This is a genomic window from Pseudomonas sp. FG13 (assembly GCF_057809755.1).
The window spans coordinates 1-16,764 of the sequence record NZ_JBMDKO010000051.1; the positions used below are offsets into that span (position 1 = coordinate 1).

General features: G+C 60.6%; 17 protein-coding genes. 6 read left to right on the forward strand and 11 right to left on the reverse strand.

Features of this window, described 5'->3' with window-relative positions; genetic code table 11:
* Positions 1-534 precede the first annotated feature (534 nt).
* Complete coding sequence (gene rhtA / locus ACODTO_RS25575; protein WP_175363563.1) at positions 535-1,422, forward strand: threonine/homoserine exporter RhtA; 888 nt, start codon at positions 535-537, stop codon at positions 1,420-1,422.
* Positions 1,423-1,588: 166 nt separating this feature from the next.
* Entirely contained in the window at positions 1,589-1,870 is a 282-nt protein-coding gene (locus ACODTO_RS25580) for a hypothetical protein (protein WP_041021352.1), read from the forward strand.
* A gap of 10 nt (positions 1,871-1,880) precedes the next feature.
* On the opposite strand, the gene ACODTO_RS25585 is transcribed toward ACODTO_RS25580, so the two are convergent.
* The gene (locus ACODTO_RS25585; RefSeq protein WP_139649537.1) at positions 1,881-2,450 is read right to left on the reverse strand and encodes a TetR/AcrR family transcriptional regulator; all 570 of its coding nucleotides are present in this window, start codon (positions 2,448-2,450) and stop codon (positions 1,881-1,883) included.
* A 90-nt stretch (positions 2,451-2,540) separates the two neighbouring features.
* Here ACODTO_RS25585 and ACODTO_RS25590 point away from each other — a divergent pair, with 90 nt between their 5' ends.
* On the forward strand, positions 2,541-3,269 hold the full coding sequence (locus ACODTO_RS25590; RefSeq protein ID WP_489107257.1) for an SDR family oxidoreductase: 729 nt from the start codon (positions 2,541-2,543) through the stop codon (positions 3,267-3,269).
* Positions 3,270-3,302: 33 nt separating this feature from the next.
* Entirely contained in the window at positions 3,303-3,893 is a 591-nt protein-coding gene (locus tag ACODTO_RS25595) for a 2-hydroxychromene-2-carboxylate isomerase (RefSeq protein ID WP_139649533.1), read from the forward strand.
* Positions 3,894-3,901: 8 nt separating this feature from the next.
* On the opposite strand, the gene ACODTO_RS25600 is transcribed toward ACODTO_RS25595, so the two are convergent.
* The 5 genes from ACODTO_RS25600 to ACODTO_RS25620 all read right to left on the reverse strand — a co-directional run bounded on the left by ACODTO_RS25600 (position 3,902) and on the right by ACODTO_RS25620 (position 8,533).
* A complete protein-coding gene (locus ACODTO_RS25600) occupies positions 3,902-5,710 on the reverse strand; it encodes an aminopeptidase P family protein (protein WP_139649531.1) in 1,809 nt (602 codons plus the stop codon).
* Positions 5,711-5,758: 48 nt separating this feature from the next.
* The gene (locus ACODTO_RS25605) at positions 5,759-6,925 is read right to left on the reverse strand and encodes a cysteine desulfurase family protein (protein WP_175363559.1); all 1,167 of its coding nucleotides are present in this window, start codon (positions 6,923-6,925) and stop codon (positions 5,759-5,761) included.
* Positions 6,926-7,079: 154 nt separating this feature from the next.
* Complete coding sequence (locus ACODTO_RS25610) at positions 7,080-7,694, reverse strand: LysE family translocator (protein WP_139649527.1); 615 nt, start codon at positions 7,692-7,694, stop codon at positions 7,080-7,082.
* A gap of 96 nt (positions 7,695-7,790) precedes the next feature.
* On the reverse strand, positions 7,791-8,057 hold the full coding sequence (locus ACODTO_RS25615) for a hypothetical protein (RefSeq protein ID WP_139649525.1): 267 nt from the start codon (positions 8,055-8,057) through the stop codon (positions 7,791-7,793).
* Between the two features lie 110 nt (positions 8,058-8,167).
* Complete coding sequence (locus ACODTO_RS25620) at positions 8,168-8,533, reverse strand: antibiotic biosynthesis monooxygenase (protein ID WP_139649523.1); 366 nt, start codon at positions 8,531-8,533, stop codon at positions 8,168-8,170.
* Positions 8,534-8,627: 94 nt separating this feature from the next.
* Here ACODTO_RS25620 and soxR point away from each other — a divergent pair, with 94 nt between their 5' ends.
* Both soxR and ACODTO_RS25630 read left to right on the forward strand, forming a co-directional pair.
* Positions 8,628-9,080: a redox-sensitive transcriptional activator SoxR gene (soxR, locus tag ACODTO_RS25625; protein ID WP_139649521.1), complete on the forward strand. Its 453-nt coding sequence runs from the start codon at positions 8,628-8,630 to the stop codon at positions 9,078-9,080.
* A gap of 102 nt (positions 9,081-9,182) precedes the next feature.
* Positions 9,183-9,641 carry a VOC family protein gene (locus ACODTO_RS25630; RefSeq protein ID WP_041021362.1) on the forward strand — a complete coding sequence of 153 codons (459 nt, stop codon included), beginning with the start codon at positions 9,183-9,185 and terminating at the stop codon, positions 9,639-9,641.
* 155 nt (positions 9,642-9,796) lie between these two features.
* Here ACODTO_RS25630 and prpF read toward each other — a convergent pair whose 3' ends face one another.
* The 5 genes from prpF to ACODTO_RS25655 form a co-directional block, all read right to left on the reverse strand.
* On the reverse strand, positions 9,797-10,999 hold the full coding sequence (gene prpF / locus ACODTO_RS25635) for a 2-methylaconitate cis-trans isomerase PrpF (protein ID WP_489107258.1): 1,203 nt from the start codon (positions 10,997-10,999) through the stop codon (positions 9,797-9,799).
* Positions 11,000-11,025: 26 nt separating this feature from the next.
* Complete coding sequence (acnD, locus tag ACODTO_RS25640) at positions 11,026-13,617, reverse strand: Fe/S-dependent 2-methylisocitrate dehydratase AcnD (RefSeq protein ID WP_139649517.1); 2,592 nt, start codon at positions 13,615-13,617, stop codon at positions 11,026-11,028.
* A gap of 199 nt (positions 13,618-13,816) precedes the next feature.
* Positions 13,817-14,944: a bifunctional 2-methylcitrate synthase/citrate synthase gene (gene prpC, locus ACODTO_RS25645; RefSeq protein WP_139649515.1), complete on the reverse strand. Its 1,128-nt coding sequence runs from the start codon at positions 14,942-14,944 to the stop codon at positions 13,817-13,819.
* A gap of 40 nt (positions 14,945-14,984) precedes the next feature.
* The gene (prpB, locus tag ACODTO_RS25650) at positions 14,985-15,875 is read right to left on the reverse strand and encodes a methylisocitrate lyase (protein WP_055127049.1); all 891 of its coding nucleotides are present in this window, start codon (positions 15,873-15,875) and stop codon (positions 14,985-14,987) included.
* On the reverse strand, positions 15,872-16,585 hold the full coding sequence (locus ACODTO_RS25655; RefSeq protein WP_175363555.1) for a GntR family transcriptional regulator: 714 nt from the start codon (positions 16,583-16,585) through the stop codon (positions 15,872-15,874). Before ACODTO_RS25655 ends, prpB begins: the two co-directional genes overlap by 4 nt.
* Positions 16,586-16,764 lie beyond the last annotated feature (179 nt).

A 16,764-nucleotide genomic window follows, 5' to 3' on the forward strand; every position in this document is an offset into this window, starting at 1 on the left:
GTTAAAGAGCGGTGGGTTGAGCCTTTCGTCTCAACCGAGGCGCGCATTCTACAGCGCCCCATGTATCTGTCAAGCGATTATTTTGGAAGTTTTCAAAGTTTTGCTTTTCAAAACCTCAACAACTTCAACCACTTGCGCTTTCGATCTCTCGTTAGCGGGAGGCGAATTCTACAGCGTTAGTCGCTGCTGTCAACACCTCTTTTTCACCGCTTTCGACCGAGAAGATCGAACCGTCAACGGGGCCAAACAACACACCCTGCCAACTCCTTCCGGACTTCGATGAACTGAAGCCCTGCGCCATCTTAAATCGTCTAACTCATTGAAACTCAAGGAGTTTTCCGTTTCGACTGCGCCGGAAGTGGGGCGAATTATAGAGACTCAGAATCTGCCGTCAACCCTTAATTACGCTTTTCTATCTATCCGCGACATCTGGCAAATGAAATCCGTCTCATATATAGACGCTGCCGCTCGAAATGCGCACTATATTGCTCAAATCAGCTGCCTCCCCGCCCTTACTCTGGACAAACCTTCGTAATGAATCCCCCACATCGCAGCCTGGCCTCCGCTTTGTACCCGGTCGCCCTGCTTTTAATTGCCATGGCATCCATTCAGTCTGGAGCCTCCCTGGCCAAAAGTATGTTTCCGGTAATAGGCGCCCAAGGCACCACGACACTACGACTCATTTTTGCCAGCATCATCATGTTGCTATTGCTGCGCCCCTGGCGCGCCAAGCTGACAGCCCAATCCCTGCGCACCGTAGTGGTCTACGGAATGGCACTGGGCGGTATGAACTTCCTCTTCTATATGTCAGTTCGCACGACGCCACTGGGAATTGCCGTGGCGTTGGAATTTACCGGCCCCCTGGCGGTAGCTATTTATACTTCGCGCCGGGCAATCGACTTTCTCTGGATTGCCCTGGCAGTGATCGGCCTGCTCCTGCTGATACCCACAGGAAGCGCCACCGCCGGCATTGACCCAATCGGCGCCTGCTATGCATTGGGAGCGGGTGTCTGCTGGGCGCTCTACATCCTGTTTGGCCAGAAGGCCGGCGCAGACAATGGCGTACAGACTGCCGCGCTGGGGGTAGTGATCGCAGCCTTGTTCGTAGCCCCTATCGGCATCGTCCATGCCGGTGCCACGCTGCTGACACCGAGTCTGATTCCAGTCGCTATTGGTGTCGCCATCCTGTCCACGGCCCTGCCCTACACACTCGAAATGGTAGCCTTGACCCGCTTGCCTGCCCGGACCTTCGGCACCCTGATGAGCATCGAACCCGCCGTTGCGGCCCTATCGGGGTTCGTATTCCTCCAGGAGTACCTGTCATTGGCCCAATGGATGGCGATTGCCTGCATCATTCTGGCGTCAATCGGCGCAACCCTGACCCTGAACAATGCCGTAAAGCCTGCCATTGCAGCGGATTGAAGCAGGATTTAACGAAGCTCTGGCATTTGCCGCGCATTTAGGCCATGTTTAGGTCCGTAACCCAATGTCAAACATGGAATTTTCATACAGGACGTCATGAACGCTTCAAGCGCAAGCGAATGTAGTCATACGTGAACAGAGATTCACGACGGCGTTAAGGACGGGAATGAAACGAATCTTGATATTGATCGCCGTACTCGCGGTTGCGGGCTGCGCGGCGACGACGAAAACTGAAGTCAAACGCGGCAAGAAAGCTCTGCACATCAATTGTTCCGGCCTGACGTCGTCCTGGGACCAGTGCGCCGCCAGTGCAGCCAATTCATGCGCCCCCAAGAGCTACAAGGTCATCGCCAAATCGGGGGACGCGGTCGAGGAACCAGGGGATTATCCTTTCGGACTCAACCCCGCCGGCTACACCAGCCGCAGCATGATCGTCATCTGCAAGTAGCGAACGGCCTTCAACCAACCCGCTGCCCGGCCATTCGACGGCTTATCTCCTCCTGGCTGGACTGGAGGACAGTACGCTGGATCTCTGGGGCGACCAGCATGCGCGCAACAACCAGCGCCCCAACGCATTGCGACAGGATGGCCCAGGCCAGGCTGTCGCTTTCCAGTATTCGCGCCCAGCTCTCATGCAAACGACAGATCCACGTTTGTGCAGCCTCCCGCACCTGCACATCCGAGCGTGCGATTTCAGCGCCAAGCACCGGCAACGCGCAACCGGCCTCAGGTTGTTCGACGTGACTCATGCTCAAGTACTGCTTGAGACAATGCTCCAACCTGGCCAAGTCCAAGACATGATCACCGCTCAGGCGCTCCAGGCTTTGGGTCAACTCCCGCTCAACGATGGCCTTGAACAGCTCGTCCTTGGAGGAAAAATGACTATAGAACGCTCCTCCGCTCAACCCAATTGCCTTCATCAAACCATCGACGCCTACCGTCGAAAACCCGGATTTCTTGGCGGAAACGGCACTGCTGGCGAGCAGTTTTTCCCGGGTTTCCATTTTGTGATTGGCTGAGTAACGCATGAATCCTGCCCCTGATCGCTCAACTTGACGTACACCGGAGCGTAGCATAACGTTCGTTCAGCTAACGATCGTTTACCAATGAGGCAAATCATGGATAACAAGAAGGTCGTATTGGTTGTTGGCGCGGGAGATGCCACGGGTGGCGCGATTGCCAAACGTTTCGCGCAGGAAGGATTTGTAGCATGCGTAACCCGCCGTAGTGCCGACAAACTCGCTCCGCTGGTGGAGGCGATACGCGCCCGAGGCGGAGAAGCCCACGGCTTTGCCTGTGATGCGCGCAAGGAAGACGACGTGATCGCGCTCATCGAGCAAATCGAGAGTCAGATAGGCCCCATCGAGGCCTTTGTCTTCAACATCGGCGCCAACGTGCCGTGCAGCATTCTCGAAGAGACCGCCCGTAAATACTTCAAGATCTGGGAGATGGCCTGTTTCTCCGGTTTCCTCAACGCCCGGGAAGTGGCTAAACGCATGGTCAAGCGCCAGCGCGGGACCCTTCTGTTTACCGGCGCCACGGCGGGTTTACGCGGCGCCTCGGGGTTCGCCGCATTCGCGGGAGCCAAACATGGCATCCGTGCGCTGGCCCAGAGCATGGCCCGAGAGCTGGGCCCCCTGAATATCCACGTGGCGCATGTAGTGGTGGACGGCGCCATCGACACCGACTTCATCCGCGATAACTTTCCAGAGAAATATGCGACCAGGGATGAAGACGGCATCCTCGATCCCGAACACATCGCCGAAAACTATTGGTACTTGCATACCCAGCCACGCGACGCCTGGACCTTCGAGCTGGATCTGCGCCCCTGGAGCGAACGCTGGTAAGCCCCTCCCCATAACAACAAGAGAGCTGTGACCATGAGCAAATCGGTGGAGTTTTTCTTTGACCTTGGCAGCCCGGCGACCTACCTGGCCTACACCCAACTCCCGCAGCTTTGCGCACACACCTGCAGCGAACTGGTCTACCGACCCATGTTACTGGGGGGTGTCTTCAAGGCGACGGGCAATGCATCGCCGATTACCGTACCGGCCAAAGGCGCGCATATGGCCAAGGACCTGGATCGCTTCGCCAAACGCTACGGCGTGGCGTTCAAGCTCAATCCGCACTTTCCAATCAATACCCTGTCGTTGATGCGCGCCATAACCGGCATGCAACTGCGTCATCCTGAACGTTTCATAGCGTTCATCGATTGTCTGTTCCGCGCCTTATGGGTCGACGCCCGTGATCTCAGCCATCCGCAGACGGCAGCAGCGGTACTGGAAGAAGGCGGTTTCGACCCCGGCCACGTGCTGGCACTGACAACTGACGAGCACATCAAGGAAGCCCTGAAAGCCACCACCGAAGAAGCCATTGCCCGGGGCGTGTTCGGTGCCCCCAGCATGTTCGTCGGCGACGAGTTGTTCTTTGGCCAGGATCGGCTGGACTTCGTCCGTGAAGCCCTCGGCTGATCCCGGCGTCAGATAGCCATCGTTCGCGTGTGCAGCCATTGCAACGCACTGCCTTCCAGCAACGGGCTCAAGCGACGCTGAACCTCGGCATGATAGGCATTGAGCCAGGCCTTTTCATCCAGGTTCAACAGCGACGGTTCCAGGCAGCGCGTGTCAATCGGACACAAAGTCAGGGTTTCAAACTCAAGAAATTCACCGAACTCGCTGCTCCCCGCCTCACGGTTCAAGGCCAGGTTCTCGATGCGCACACCCCAGCGTCCGGGACGATAAGTCCCCGGCTCGATGGAGGTGATCATCCCTGGCTGCATGGCCGTCTGCGGCGTGGGAGCCGCCTGATAGGCGATGACCTGTGGTCCCTCGTGGACGTTCAGGAAATAGCCGACTCCGTGACCGGTACCATGTCCGTAATCCACCTGTTCGGCCCAGATCGGCGCCCGTGCGATGGCATCCAGCAGCGGCGACAGAATGCCGCGCGGGAACCGGGCCCTGGACAAGGCAATAACCCCCTTGAGCACACGCGTGCAGTCACGTTTCTGCTCGGCGTTGGGCGTTCCCACCGGCACCATGCGGGTGATGTCGGTGGTGCCACCCAGGTATTGGCCACCGGAATCGATCAACAACAACCCATCGCCTTCGATGACCGCATGGGCTTCTTCCGTAGCGTGGTAATGGGGCATTGCACCATTGGCGTTGAAAGCAGCAATGGTGTTGAAGCTCAGGGAGACAAAATCCGGCCGGCGTCTGCGAGCCGCGGTCAGGTGTTCATCGATGGTCAGTTCGGTGATGCGCTCACGACCCCAGGCACTTTCCAACCAGGCGAAGAACTCACAGAGCGCTGCGCCATCCTGTTCCATCGCGCGACGGATATGCTCGGCGTCGGCCAGGCTCTTGCAGGACTTGGCCAGCGTCGTGGGATTGAGCCCCTCCACCAGCTTCACGCCACTGTCCAGATTATCCAGTAAGCCGACGGTGACCCGGGCCGGATCGACCTGCAGGCTCGCGCCGCCAGGCACTTCACGTAATGCGCTCGCCGCTTCGCTGTAATCACGCAGGGTTACACCGTCCTGCTCGAGGACCGCACGCAATGCACCATCGACCTTGTCCAGGGCCACGAACAAGGTTGCCTGCTGCTGACTGATCAAGGCAAAAGCAATAAACACGGGATTGAACGACACATCCGCGCCACGCAGGTTGAACAACCAGGCGATGTCGTCCAGCGTGGCGATGAAGTGCCAGTCGGCGCCACGCGCCTTGAGGGTTTCGCGCAGCTTGGCGAGTTTCTCGACCCGGCTGACGGTCGCCTGGGGTGGAAGGTGTGCGTACACCGGCTGATCAGGCAGGCTTGGACGATCGGACCAGGCTTCATTCAGCAGATCGATGTCAGTGCGCAAGCGCGCACCTCGCTCCGCGAGCTTGCTGCCCAAGGTTCGGGCCGACGCCACGGCCATTACCGCGCCATCGACCGCGACCACCCCGCCTTCGGGCGTCTGTTCGGCCAGCCAGTCCAGAGGGCCGGGTTGACCGGGAATGAGCTTGACCAGTTCGATGCCGCTGCCCTTCAGCTCCTGGGTCGCCTGTTCCCAGTAACGACTGTCGGCCCAGACCCCGGCGAAGTCCTTCGTCACGATCAGGGTACCGATCGAGCCATGGAAGCCCGACAACCATTGCCGTCCTTGCCAATAGCCCGGCAGGTATTCCGACAGATGCGGATCAGCCGACGGCACCAGCAGCGCGTGGATACCCTCCCGACTCATCAGTTGGCGGATTCGGGCCAGGCGCTGGGGAACCAGTCCATGGGTCAAAGGCTCGGTACTCATCGTGTCTCCTGTCTATCAATATTATTGTTCGAGGCTCAAGCAACCGGCTCAGGGGGTACTGGTCCAGAAGGCCGGTGCTGCGACGCAGGCGGCCTTGATCAGCCGCACGGCCTCGTCGATATCCTGTTCGCGGGTGAAGCGTCCCAGGCTCAGGCGAATGGTCCGCCCTGCCGCGCGAGCATCGTGCCCCAAGGCCAGCAGCACATGGGACGGCGTGTTGTTCGCCGAATTGCAGGCCGATGTGGCGGAAAATGCAAGGGAAGCCCCCAATGCCGCCGGGTTGAACTCACCCTCATGGAACGTCAGGCTCAGCGTGTGGGGAATGCGCTGGGTCGTACTGCCGTTGATACACACACCGGGCAACGCCAGCAGCGACTCGAGCAAACGATTGCGCAAGCGGACGATTTTGTCGAGCTCGTCGTCGAACGACTGGGCCGCCAACTCGAACGCTGCGCCCATGGCCGCAATCTGATGAGTCGCCAGCGTGCCAGAGCGAAAACCGCCTTCATGCCCGCCCCCATGGATCTGCGCAGATAGACGCGGTCGGGCACGTTCACCGACGTAGAGCGCGCCGATGCCTTTGGGGCCGTAGATCTTGTGCGCGGAAAAAGACATCAGGTCCACCGGCCAGTGGGCCAGGTCAATCCTGACCTTGCCCGCGCCCTGGGCGGCATCCACATGGAACAGCGCGCCATGCCCACGGACGAGCTCACCGATGGCTACCACGTCATTGACGGTACCCAGCTCGTTGTTCACCAGCATCAGCGACACCAGGAAGGTGTCCTCGCGCAGGGCCTCGCGGACAGCTTGCGGACTGATCAGGCCATCGGCATCCGGAGCCAGCCAGGTCACCGCGACGCCGCTCTCTTCGAGCTGCCGGACGGTGTCGAGAATCGCCTTGTGTTCGATCAGGCTGGTGATGACATGACCGCCGGACGCCCCGCGCGCCTGGGTCACCCCCTTGAGCGCCAGGTTGTTGGACTCGGTGGCACCGGAAGTCCAGACGATCTGCTGCGCCTGCGCCCCCACCAATTGCGCCACCTGCTGACGTGCCTGCTCCACCGAGCGCCGGGCTTCCTGCCCGAAGGCATGGGAGCTGGAAGCCGGGTTGCCGAAGTTACCGTCGAAGCCCAGGCATTCGACCATGACCTGGATAACCCGCTCATCCACTGGCGTAGTGGCGGCGTAATCGAAATATAAAGGACGTTTATTCATGGAAAACTCGCAGAGCCTGTTCCGGGATCGGGCGCTCTCGTTGGGTTCGAGGTTACTACCCGATCAACCTTAAAGAAGTGAGACTTCGTTTAAAAGTGCGTAGGAACGCTCCTGAACAGCGAGCTTAGCAGGCATCCAGTCGAAGCTCAGCCCCTCATCTCATGCTTTCGAGCAATAACGGATACAGCGAGGCCACCAGCAACAGCGCCATTGCCCAGTTGAACAGACGCAGCCAACGACGGTCACGCAGCAGGTTGCGCAACAGGCTGCCGCAGACCACCCACAAGCTGACACTGGGCAGGTTGATCAGGGCGAACACGGCCGCGATCACCACCACGTTGAAGAAGTAGCCTTGAAGCGGCGTGTAGGTGCTGATGGCTCCGATGGCCATGATCCAGGCCTTGGGATTGACCCATTGAAATGCCGCGGCGCCCCAGTAGCTGATCGGCGTGCGCTCCCCCGATTCGCTCTCCGAGACCGGGCCGGAGTGGGCAATTTTCCACGCCAGGTACAACAGGTACGCCGCGCCAACGTAGCGCAGCACGGTGTAAAGCAGCGGATACGCCTGGAACATCGCGCCCAGGCCAAAGCCCACCGCCAGCACCAGGACAAAGAAACCACAGCTGATGCCCAGCATATGAGGGATGGTGCGGTTGAAGCCGAAATTCACCCCCGAAGCCAGCAACATGGTGTTGTTGGGGCCCGGTGTGATCGAGGTAACAAGGGCAAACAGGGCGAAGCCCAGCAGCAGGTCCAGCGAAAGGGTCATGGCGGTCAGTCCGTCGTGTGGTCAGGTGATGACCCTACTCTTGGTCCCGTCGCAAACCCATGGACAGTTGGGTAAAACTTCCGGCGGTACAGTCTCTCAGCTTGGCTTTGCAGACAACTGCACCGGCTGTTCGGCGCTCATCTCACCACGATCGTCGAAACCACTGTTTTTCTGCGACGGACCGAGCAGCTCGGCTTTTTTCGCGTGGTACTCATCGAACGACAGGCCCCGGCGATTCAAGGCTTCAAGGGCCAGTTCGCGGGTTTCTTCGGCGGTGTAAGGGCGCAGTTCAGGCGTCGAGGCGGCGCAACCGCTCAATACGGTGGCGACTAACAGCAGCGAAACGGCAAGGATGCGATTCATGACGAGTGTCCGGTGTTTTGGGGCGATGAATAAAGGCTACCCGCCGGCCCCACACAGCAGAAATCAACCCTCTTGATAGTGGGTATCGCCCCTCCGGATTCCTCATTCGCTCAATCGACCAACTGGCACTGCAGCGCATTATCCGGGCTGCGTTCAATGCTGCGGATCACCTGGAACGAGCCAAACGTCACGGCTTTGGCCCGGTGAGCCTGAATCAGCCGCCAGAAATCCTGCTCGCCGCTTTCAAACCGTCGAAACGCCGCCTCCCCCGCTTCCCGGGTCTGCCATTGCAAATAATTGAGTACACGCCTGCCGTCCTCGCTGACCTGGATGCTGGCACTCAGGAAGCCCTGATGATCCTGCGCCAGGCGCTCGGTCTGTTCCGACAGGGCTGTAATCAGCGCCTGTTGCCAGTGAGGTTCGATGTCGAATTCGATCAGTTGGGTGAAGCTGCGATTGTTCCTTGGCAATTGCATGAAAGGTCCTCGATACACGTAAGGTGAATCTTGCGATCCGAAGGCGTGCAGCGTAAAACCTCTACTTAAGTCAAGGTCAAGCAATGAATCCGCTATGGCACAGATAGATATCCATAAAGAACTCACCGTGGGCCAAGTGGCCGCCCGCAGCGGTGTGGCCGTCACCGCCCTGCACTTCTATGAAGCCAAGGGGCTGATCAAAAGTACCCGCAACCAGGGCAACCAACGCCGCTATCCACGAGGGGTGTTGCGACGCGTGGCACTGATCAAGGTTGCCCAGCGCCTGGGCATTCCCTTGGCGGAGATCGGCGAGGCGTTGAAGTCCCTGCCGGACAACCGCGCGCCAACGGCCGCCGACTGGCAGATCCTGTCGGCACAGTGGAGCCAGGATCTGGATGAACGCATCAACCAATTGATCGCGTTGCGTGACCGGCTGAACGGCTGTATCGGCTGTGGTTGCCTGTCGATGGAGGCCTGCCCGCTGCGCAACCAGGGCGATGTGCTGGGCGAGCGTGGACCGGGCGCGCATCTGTTGGAGGAACCATAAGGCGTTCGTCGGGACCAGGGGCGACGCGAAATCACTGGCCTATAGTGAATGGGCGCAAATCGACGAAGCCTCTCTTCGCCCGATACAAAAAGGAGAAACGTCATGGGCGTCAAAGCCATTCCCGAAGGTTTCCACAGCATTACGCCCTACTTGGGCATTCATAAAGCCGCCGAAGCCATCGAGTTCTACAAAAAAGCCTTCAATGCCACCGAGGTCATGCGCCTGGCAATGCCCGACGGGGGCATCGGTCATGCCGAACTGCGGATCGGCGGCAGCCCGATCATGCTCGGCACGCCGTGCGATCAGGGCCCCCTGAGCAATCCGGACCAATCGCCGTCGGTGGGCCTGCACTTATATGTCGAGGACGTGGACCGTGTGTATGCCCAGGCGATTGCCGCCGGTGGCACGGTGATCGCCGAGGTCAAGGATCAGTTCTATGGTGATCGCTCCGGCAGCTTGAAGGATCCCTACGGACATGTGTGGTTCCTGGCGACACACAAGGAGGATCTGACTCAGGAGCAGATCGAGCAACGGGCCAGGGAGATGTTCCAACAGGGCTGAACTGCCTCGATCAGTCAAACCACAGCCCTGTGGGAGCGAGCCTGCTCGCGATAGCGTCGGGTCAGCAACATCATTGTTGGCTGACACACCGCTATCGCGAGCAGGCTCGCTCCCACAATGATTCAGTGGTGACTCCCCAGATCCTTTGTGGTGGATCAGAACGTGTCTGCCGGTACCCGCACGACCCCTTCCATCAACACCCGCGCACTGCGACTCATGATGGCTTTGTTTACGGTCCATTCGCCATTGACCTGGCTGGCCTCGGCGCCGACGCGCAACGTGCCGGACGGGTGACCGAAGCGCACGGCGTTGCGCTCGGTACCGCCGGCGGCCAGGTTCACCAGGGTGCCGGAAATAGCGGCGGCGGTGCCGATGGCGACTGCGGCGGTGCCCATCATGGCGTGGTGGAGCTTGCCCATGGACAGCGCCCGCACCAGCAAGTCGACGTCCCCCGCCGCTACGGCTTTGCCACTCGACGAAACGTAGTCCGCTGGCGGCGCGACAAACGCCAACTTCGGCGTGTGCTGACGTTGGGCGGCTTCGTCCAGTTGCTTGATCAGCCCCATGCGCAGGGCACCGTGGGCGCGGATGGTTTCGAACATCGCCAGGGCCTTGGGGTCGCCATTGATGGCGCCCTGCAGCTCAGTGCCGGTATAGCCGACGTCCCGGGCATTGATGAAAATCGTCGGGATCCCAGCGTTGATCAGGGTTGCCTTGAGCGTGCCGACGCCGGGCACTTCCAAGTCGTCCACCAGATTGCCGGTGGGAAACATCGAACCGCCTCCGCCTTCTTCCTCGGCTGCCGGGTCCATGAACTCCAACTGCACTTCTGCCGCCGGAAAAGTGACCCCGTCGAGTTCGAAATCACCGGTTTCCTGCACCGCGCCATCGGTCATCGGCACATGAGCAATGATGGTCTTGCCGATGTTGGCCTGCCAGATCCGCACCACCGCCACACCGTTTTGTGGAATGCGGCTGGACGATACCAAGCCACTGCTGATGGCAAACGAACCCACCGCCGCCGACAGGTTGCCGCAGTTGCCACTCCAGTCCACGAACGGCTTGTCGATGGAGACCTGGCCGAACAGGTAATCGACGTCGTGGTCGGCCCGGTTGCTCTTGGACAGGATCACCGTCTTGCTGGTGCTGGACGTGGCGCCGCCCATGCCGTCGATCTGTTTCTCGTACGGATCGGGACTGCCAATGACCCGCAACAGCAAGGCATCGCGTGCCGCGCCGGGGACACGGGCGGCTTCGGGCAGGTCCGTCAAATTGAAGAACACGCCCTTGCTGGTGCCACCGCGCATGTAGGTGGCGGGGATTCTGATCTGTGGTGAAAAGCGTGGTGCGTGAGCCATGAAGCACCTACTCCTTATCGTGAGATTTAAACGGCAACCGCCGATTCAAGGAAGTCCTGGGCAAAGCGCTGCAACACGCCACCCGCTTCATAAATCGACACCTCCTCAGCCGTATCGAGACGGCAGGTCACCGGCACTTCAACGCGCTCGCCGTTCTTGCGAGTGATGACCAGGGTCAGCGTCGCGCGTGGGGTGCGCTCGCCAATCACGTCGTAGATTTCGCTGCCATCGATGCCCAGGGTCTTGCGATCGGTGCCAGGCTTGAACTCCAGCGGCAACACGCCCATGCCCACCAGGTTGGTGCGATGGATACGCTCGAAGCCTTCGGCGGCAATCGCCTCGACACCGGCCAGGCGTACGCCCTTGGCCGCCCAGTCCCGGGACGAACCCTGGCCATAGTCGGCACCGGCGATGATGATCAGCGGCTGCTTGCGTTCCATGTAAGTTTCGATGGCTTCCCACATCCGCATGACTTTGCCTTCGGGCTCGACCCGTGCCAGGGAACCCTGCTTGACCTTGCCGTTTTCCTGGACCATTTCGTTGAACAGTTTCGGGTTGGCGAAGGTGGCGCGCTGGGCGGTCAAATGGTCGCCCCGGTGCGTGGCGTAGGAGTTGAAGTCTTCTTCCGGCAAGCCCATCTTCGCCAGGTATTCGCCGGCGGCGCTGTCCAGCATGATTGCGTTGGACGGCGACAGGTGATCGGTGGTGATGTTGTCCGGCAGCACCGCCAACGGGCGCATGCCTTTGAGCGGTCGCGCCCCAGCCAGCGCCCCTTCCCAATAGGGCGGACGGCGGATGTAGGTGCTTTGCGGACGCCAGTCGTACAGCGGCGTGACTTTCGGCCCGGTGTCTTCCTGGATGGCGAACATCGGGATGTACACCTGGCGGAACTGCTCCGGCTTCACCGAAGCCTTGACCACTGCTTCGATTTCCTCGTCACTCGGCCAGATGTCCTTGAGACGGATTTCCCGACCGTCCACCACGCCCAGCACATCCTTCTCGATGTCGAAACGGATGGTCCCGGCGATGGCGTAGGCCACCACCAAGGGCGGCGAAGCAAGGAACGCCTGTTTGGCGTATGGATGGATACGGCCATCGAAGTTGCGGTTACCCGACAGCACGGCGGTGGCATACAGGTCGCGGTCGATGATTTCCTGCTGGATCACCGGGTCCAGCGCGCCGGACATACCGTTGCAGGTTGTGCAGGCGAAGGCCACCACGCCGAAGCCCAATTGCTCCAGCTCCTTGGTCAGACCGGCTTCATCCAGGTACAGCGCCACGGTTTTCGAACCCGGTGCCAGGGACGATTTGACCCACGGTTTGCGAGCCAGTCCCAGGCGATTGGCATTGCGTGCCAAGAGGCCAGCGGCAATGACGTTGCGCGGGTTGCTGGTGTTGGTGCAGCTGGTGATGGCGGCGATGATCACCGCGCCGTCGGGCATCTGCCCCGGCACTTCGGTCCATTGTCCGGCAATGCCGTTGGCCGCCAGATCGGCAGTCGCGACGCGGGCGTGGGGGTTGCTCGGCCCGGCCATGTTGCGCACCACCGAGGACAGGTCGAAGGTCAGACCTCGCTCGTACTGTGCGCCCTTGAGGCTGTCGGCCCACAGGCCCACCTGCCGGGCATAGGTTTCCACCAATTGCACCTGCGCGTCTTCACGGCCGGTGAGCTTGAGGTAGTCGATGGTCTGCTGGTCGATGTAGAACATCGCCGCCGTGGCGCCATATTCCGGGGCCATGTTGGAGATGGTTGCGCGGTCGCCCAGGGTCAGCGCCTGCGCGCCTTCACCGAAAAACTCCAGCCAGGCGCCAACGACCTTCTGCTTGCGCAGGAACTCGGTCAACGCCAGCACCATGTCGGTGGCCGTGATGCCCGGTTGCAACTTGCCGGTCAGCTCGACGCCGACGATTTCCGGCAGGCGCATCCACGACGCGCGACCGAGCATGACGCTCTCGGCTTCCAGCCCACCGACGCCGATGGCGATCACGCCCAAGGCGTCGACATGGGGCGTATGGCTGTCGGTGCCCACGCAGGTGTCGGGGAAGGCGACGCCGTCCCGTTGCTGGATCACCGGGGACATTTTTTCCAGGTTGATCTGGTGCATGATCCCGTTACCCGGCGGAATCACGTCGACATTCTTGAAGGCCTTTTTGGTCCAGTTGATGAAGTGGAAGCGGTCTTCGTTGCGACGGTCTTCAATCGCCCGGTTCTTGGCAAATGCCTGAGGGTCGAAGCCGGCGCTTTCCACTGCCAGGGAGTGATCGACGATCAGTTGGGTCGGCACCACCGGGTTGACCTGGGCCGGGTCGCCGCCCTGCTGGGCGATGGCGTCGCGCAGGCCGGCCAAGTCCACCAGGGCGGTCTGGCCGAGAATGTCATGGCAGACCACCCGGGCCGGGAACCATGGGAAGTCCAGGTCGCGCTTGCGCTCGATCAGTTGCAGCAGCGACTCGCCCAGGGTGGCCGGGTCGCAGCGACGCACCAGGTTTTCCGCCAGCACGCGCGAAGTGTACGGCAGGCCGTCGTAGGCGCCGGGACGGATGGCATCCACGGCCCCGCGAACATCGAAGTAATCCAGCGAAGTGCCGGACAGCGGTTTGCGAAATTCTGTGTTCATCGTCAGGACTCGGGTCACGGTGGGTTCAGAAGGGGCTGGCGCAGCCATTGAAGTGAACCTTTTCTTCTGTGGGAGCGAGCCTGCTCGCGATTGTGGTGTGTCAGCCAACTATGAGGTTGCTGACCCGACGCTATCGCGAGCAGGCTCGCTCCCACAGGGTTCTGGGTTTCTCCAGTACCTGCGGTTAAACCCCTCCAGCTCAGCGTTGTTCGATTGGCACGAACTTGCGCTGTTCAACGCCGGTGTATTCGGCGCTCGGGCGGATGATGCGGTTGTTGGCGCGTTGTTCGAACACGTGGGCGGCCCAGCCGGTCAGGCGCGAGCAGACAAAGATCGGCGTGAACAGCTTGGTCGGGATGCCCATGAAGTGGTACGCCGAGGCATGGTAGAAATCGGCGTTGGGGAACAGCTTCTTCTGTTCCCACATGGTCTTGTCGATGGCTTCGGAAACCGGGAACAGCACGGTGTCGCCCACTTCATCGGCGAGTTTTTTCGACCAGCCCTTGATCACCTCGTTGCGCGGATCGTTGTCCTTATAGATCGCATGGCCGAAGCCCATGATCTTGTCCTTGCGCTCCAGCATCGCCAGGGTGCCCTTGACCGCCGCCTCCGGCGAGTCGAAGCGTTCGATCATTTCCATGGCCGCTTCGTTGGCACCGCCATGCAACGGCCCCCGCAGCGAGCCAATCGCCGCCGTGATGCAGGAAAACAGGTCCGACAGGGTCGAGGCGCAGACCCGGGCAGTGAAGGTCGAAGCATTGAATTCGTGCTCGGCGTAGAGGATCAGCGACACGTTCATCACTTTGACGTGCAGCTCGCTCGGTTTTTTGCCGTGCAACAGATGCAGGAAATGGCCGCCGATGGACGCTTCGTCGGTCACGCATTCGATGCGCTGGCCCTGGTGGCTGAAGCGATACCAGTAGCACATGATCGCCGGGAACGCGCCCAGCAGGCGGTCGGTCTTGTCGTGCTGTTCGGCAAAACTTGTCTCGGGTTCCAGGTTGCCGAGGAACGAGCAACCGGTGCGCATCACGTCCATCGGATGGGCGTCGGCGGGAATGCGTTCCAGCACTTCCTTCAGCGCCTGGGGCAGGTCGCGCAATTGACGCAGTTTGCGGACATAGCCATCCAGTTGCGCCTGGGTTGGCAGTTCGCCGTACAGCAACAGGTAGGCCACTTCTTCGAATTGCGCATCAGCCGCCAGGTCGCGAACGTCGTAGCCACGATAGGTCAGGCCCGCACCGGACTGGCCAACGGTGGACAAGGCGGTTTGCCCGGCTACCTGGCCACGGAGCCCGGCGCCACTGAGTACTTTTGCTTCGGCCATTTGCTGTCTCCAGTTCTTGAATTTGTAGGGAATCGGCCCGTTATTTTTTCGCAGCGAACAACGCATCGAGCTTCTGCTCGAAGGTGTGGTAGTCGATGCGATCGTAAAGCTCCATGCGGGTCTGCATGGTGTCGATGACATTCTGTTGCGTGCCGTCGCGACGGATCGCGGTGTAGACGTTCTCGGCGGCCTTGTTCATGGCGCGGAATGCCGACAGTGGGTACAGCACCAGGGACACGTCGGCACCGGCCAGCTGTTCGGTGGTGTAGAGCGGCGTCGCGCCAAACTCGGTGATGTTGGCCAGGATCGGCGCCTTCACGCGGCTGGCGAACAACTTGTACATCTCGAGTTCGGTAATTGCTTCGGGAAAGATCATGTCAGCACCGGCCTCGATGCAGGCGGCCGCACGGTCCAGCGCGGACTCCAGGCCCTCCACTGCCAAGGCATCGGTGCGAGCCATGATCACGAAGCTGTCGTCGGTACGGGCATCAACGGCAGCCTTGATGCGGTCGACCATTTCCTGCTGCGAGACGATTTCCTTGTTCGGCCGATGGCCGCAGCGCTTGGCACCGACCTGGTCTTCGATGTGGATCGCCGCCGCGCCGAACTTGCTCATCGACTTGACGGTGCGAGCCACGTTGAACGCCGACGAACCGAAACCGGTGTCCACGTCCACCAGCAGCGGCAGGTCGCACACGTCGGTGATCCGCCGCACATCTGTCAGCACGTCATCCAGGCCGGTGATGCCCAGGTCCGGCACGCCGAGGGAACCGGCTGCCACGCCACCGCCCGACAGATAAATAGCCTTGAAACCGGCGCGTTTGGCCAGCAGCGCGTGGTTGGCGTTGATCGTGCCGACCACCTGTAACGGATGCTCGGAGGCGACCGCATCGCGGAATCGCTGGCCTGGCGTGCTCTTGCTGGAACTCATGACTCACCTCGTTCAGTGGCGGCGCTGTCCTGGTAATGACGCGCGATGTTGCGTTTGGAGGCGCCGATGTGCCGGCGCATCAATAACTCAGCCAATTCGCCGTCACGGTCGGCGATGGCATCGAGAATCCGGTGATGCTCGGCAAAGGCCTGGCGCGGCCGGTTGGGCGTGGTGGAAAACTGAATGCGGTACATGCGCACCAGTTGATACAACTCGCCGCAGAGCATTTGCGTCAGCGTGCGGTTGCCGCTGCCCTGGATGATCCGGTAATGAAAGTCGAAATCGCCTTCCTGTTGGTAATAGCCGACACCGGCCTGGAAGGCCGCATCGCGCTCATGGGTTTCCAGGACCTGGCGCAGTTCGTCGATTTCCGCCAGGGTCATGCGCTCGGCCGCGAGGCGGCAGGCCATGCCTTCCAGGGACTCGCGGATTTCGTAGAGCTCCAGCAGCTCGGCATGGCTCAGGGAAACCACACGCGCGCCGACATGCGGCACCCGCACCAGCAGGCGCTGGCCTTCCAGGCGATGGATCGCTTCGCGCAGCGGTCCACGGCTGATGCCGTAGGTACGGGCCAGCTCGGGCTCGGAAATCTTGCTGCCGGGGGCGATCTCGCCTTTGACGATGGCGGCCTGGATACGCCGGAAGACGTTTTCGGAAAGGGTTTCCGAGTCGTCTTGGGCCAGCACCGGCGTTTCGAGCTGATCGAGCATATTGTCGACACCTTCAAAATCAATACGACAAAAACTACCCAATCAAAGCGTATACGTCAAAACAAAAAACGATATTGTCGACAATCGTCTAATAGGCCCGTCCGCCACCACCACCTTTTCACAGGGTTCGTAGCCTCCGGCCAGCGGTGGCGTCAGAAAACCACCGTGCTAGAATGCCG

Coding starts and splice junctions, on each gene's coding strand:
- rhtA (WP_175363563.1), top strand. CDS start 535: ATGAATCCCCCACATCGCAGCCTGGCCTCCGCTTTGTACCCGGTCGCC.
- ACODTO_RS25580 (WP_041021352.1), top strand. CDS start 1,589: ATGAAACGAATCTTGATATTGATCGCCGTACTCGCGGTTGCGGGCTGC.
- ACODTO_RS25585 (WP_139649537.1), bottom strand. CDS start 2,450: ATGCGTTACTCAGCCAATCACAAAATGGAAACCCGGGAAAAACTGCTC.
- ACODTO_RS25590 (WP_489107257.1), top strand. CDS start 2,541: ATGGATAACAAGAAGGTCGTATTGGTTGTTGGCGCGGGAGATGCCACG.
- ACODTO_RS25595 (WP_139649533.1), top strand. CDS start 3,303: ATGAGCAAATCGGTGGAGTTTTTCTTTGACCTTGGCAGCCCGGCGACC.
- ACODTO_RS25600 (WP_139649531.1), bottom strand. CDS start 5,710: ATGAGTACCGAGCCTTTGACCCATGGACTGGTTCCCCAGCGCCTGGCC.
- ACODTO_RS25605 (WP_175363559.1), bottom strand. CDS start 6,925: ATGAATAAACGTCCTTTATATTTCGATTACGCCGCCACTACGCCAGTG.
- ACODTO_RS25610 (WP_139649527.1), bottom strand. CDS start 7,694: ATGACCCTTTCGCTGGACCTGCTGCTGGGCTTCGCCCTGTTTGCCCTT.
- ACODTO_RS25615 (WP_139649525.1), bottom strand. CDS start 8,057: ATGAATCGCATCCTTGCCGTTTCGCTGCTGTTAGTCGCCACCGTATTG.
- ACODTO_RS25620 (WP_139649523.1), bottom strand. CDS start 8,533: ATGCAATTGCCAAGGAACAATCGCAGCTTCACCCAACTGATCGAATTC.
- soxR (WP_139649521.1), top strand. CDS start 8,628: ATGGCACAGATAGATATCCATAAAGAACTCACCGTGGGCCAAGTGGCC.
- ACODTO_RS25630 (WP_041021362.1), top strand. CDS start 9,183: ATGGGCGTCAAAGCCATTCCCGAAGGTTTCCACAGCATTACGCCCTAC.
- prpF (WP_489107258.1), bottom strand. CDS start 10,999: ATGGCTCACGCACCACGCTTTTCACCACAGATCAGAATCCCCGCCACC.
- acnD (WP_139649517.1), bottom strand. CDS start 13,617: ATGAACACAGAATTTCGCAAACCGCTGTCCGGCACTTCGCTGGATTAC.
- prpC (WP_139649515.1), bottom strand. CDS start 14,944: ATGGCCGAAGCAAAAGTACTCAGTGGCGCCGGGCTCCGTGGCCAGGTA.
- prpB (WP_055127049.1), bottom strand. CDS start 15,875: ATGAGTTCCAGCAAGAGCACGCCAGGCCAGCGATTCCGCGATGCGGTC.
- ACODTO_RS25655 (WP_175363555.1), bottom strand. CDS start 16,585: ATGCTCGATCAGCTCGAAACGCCGGTGCTGGCCCAAGACGACTCGGAA.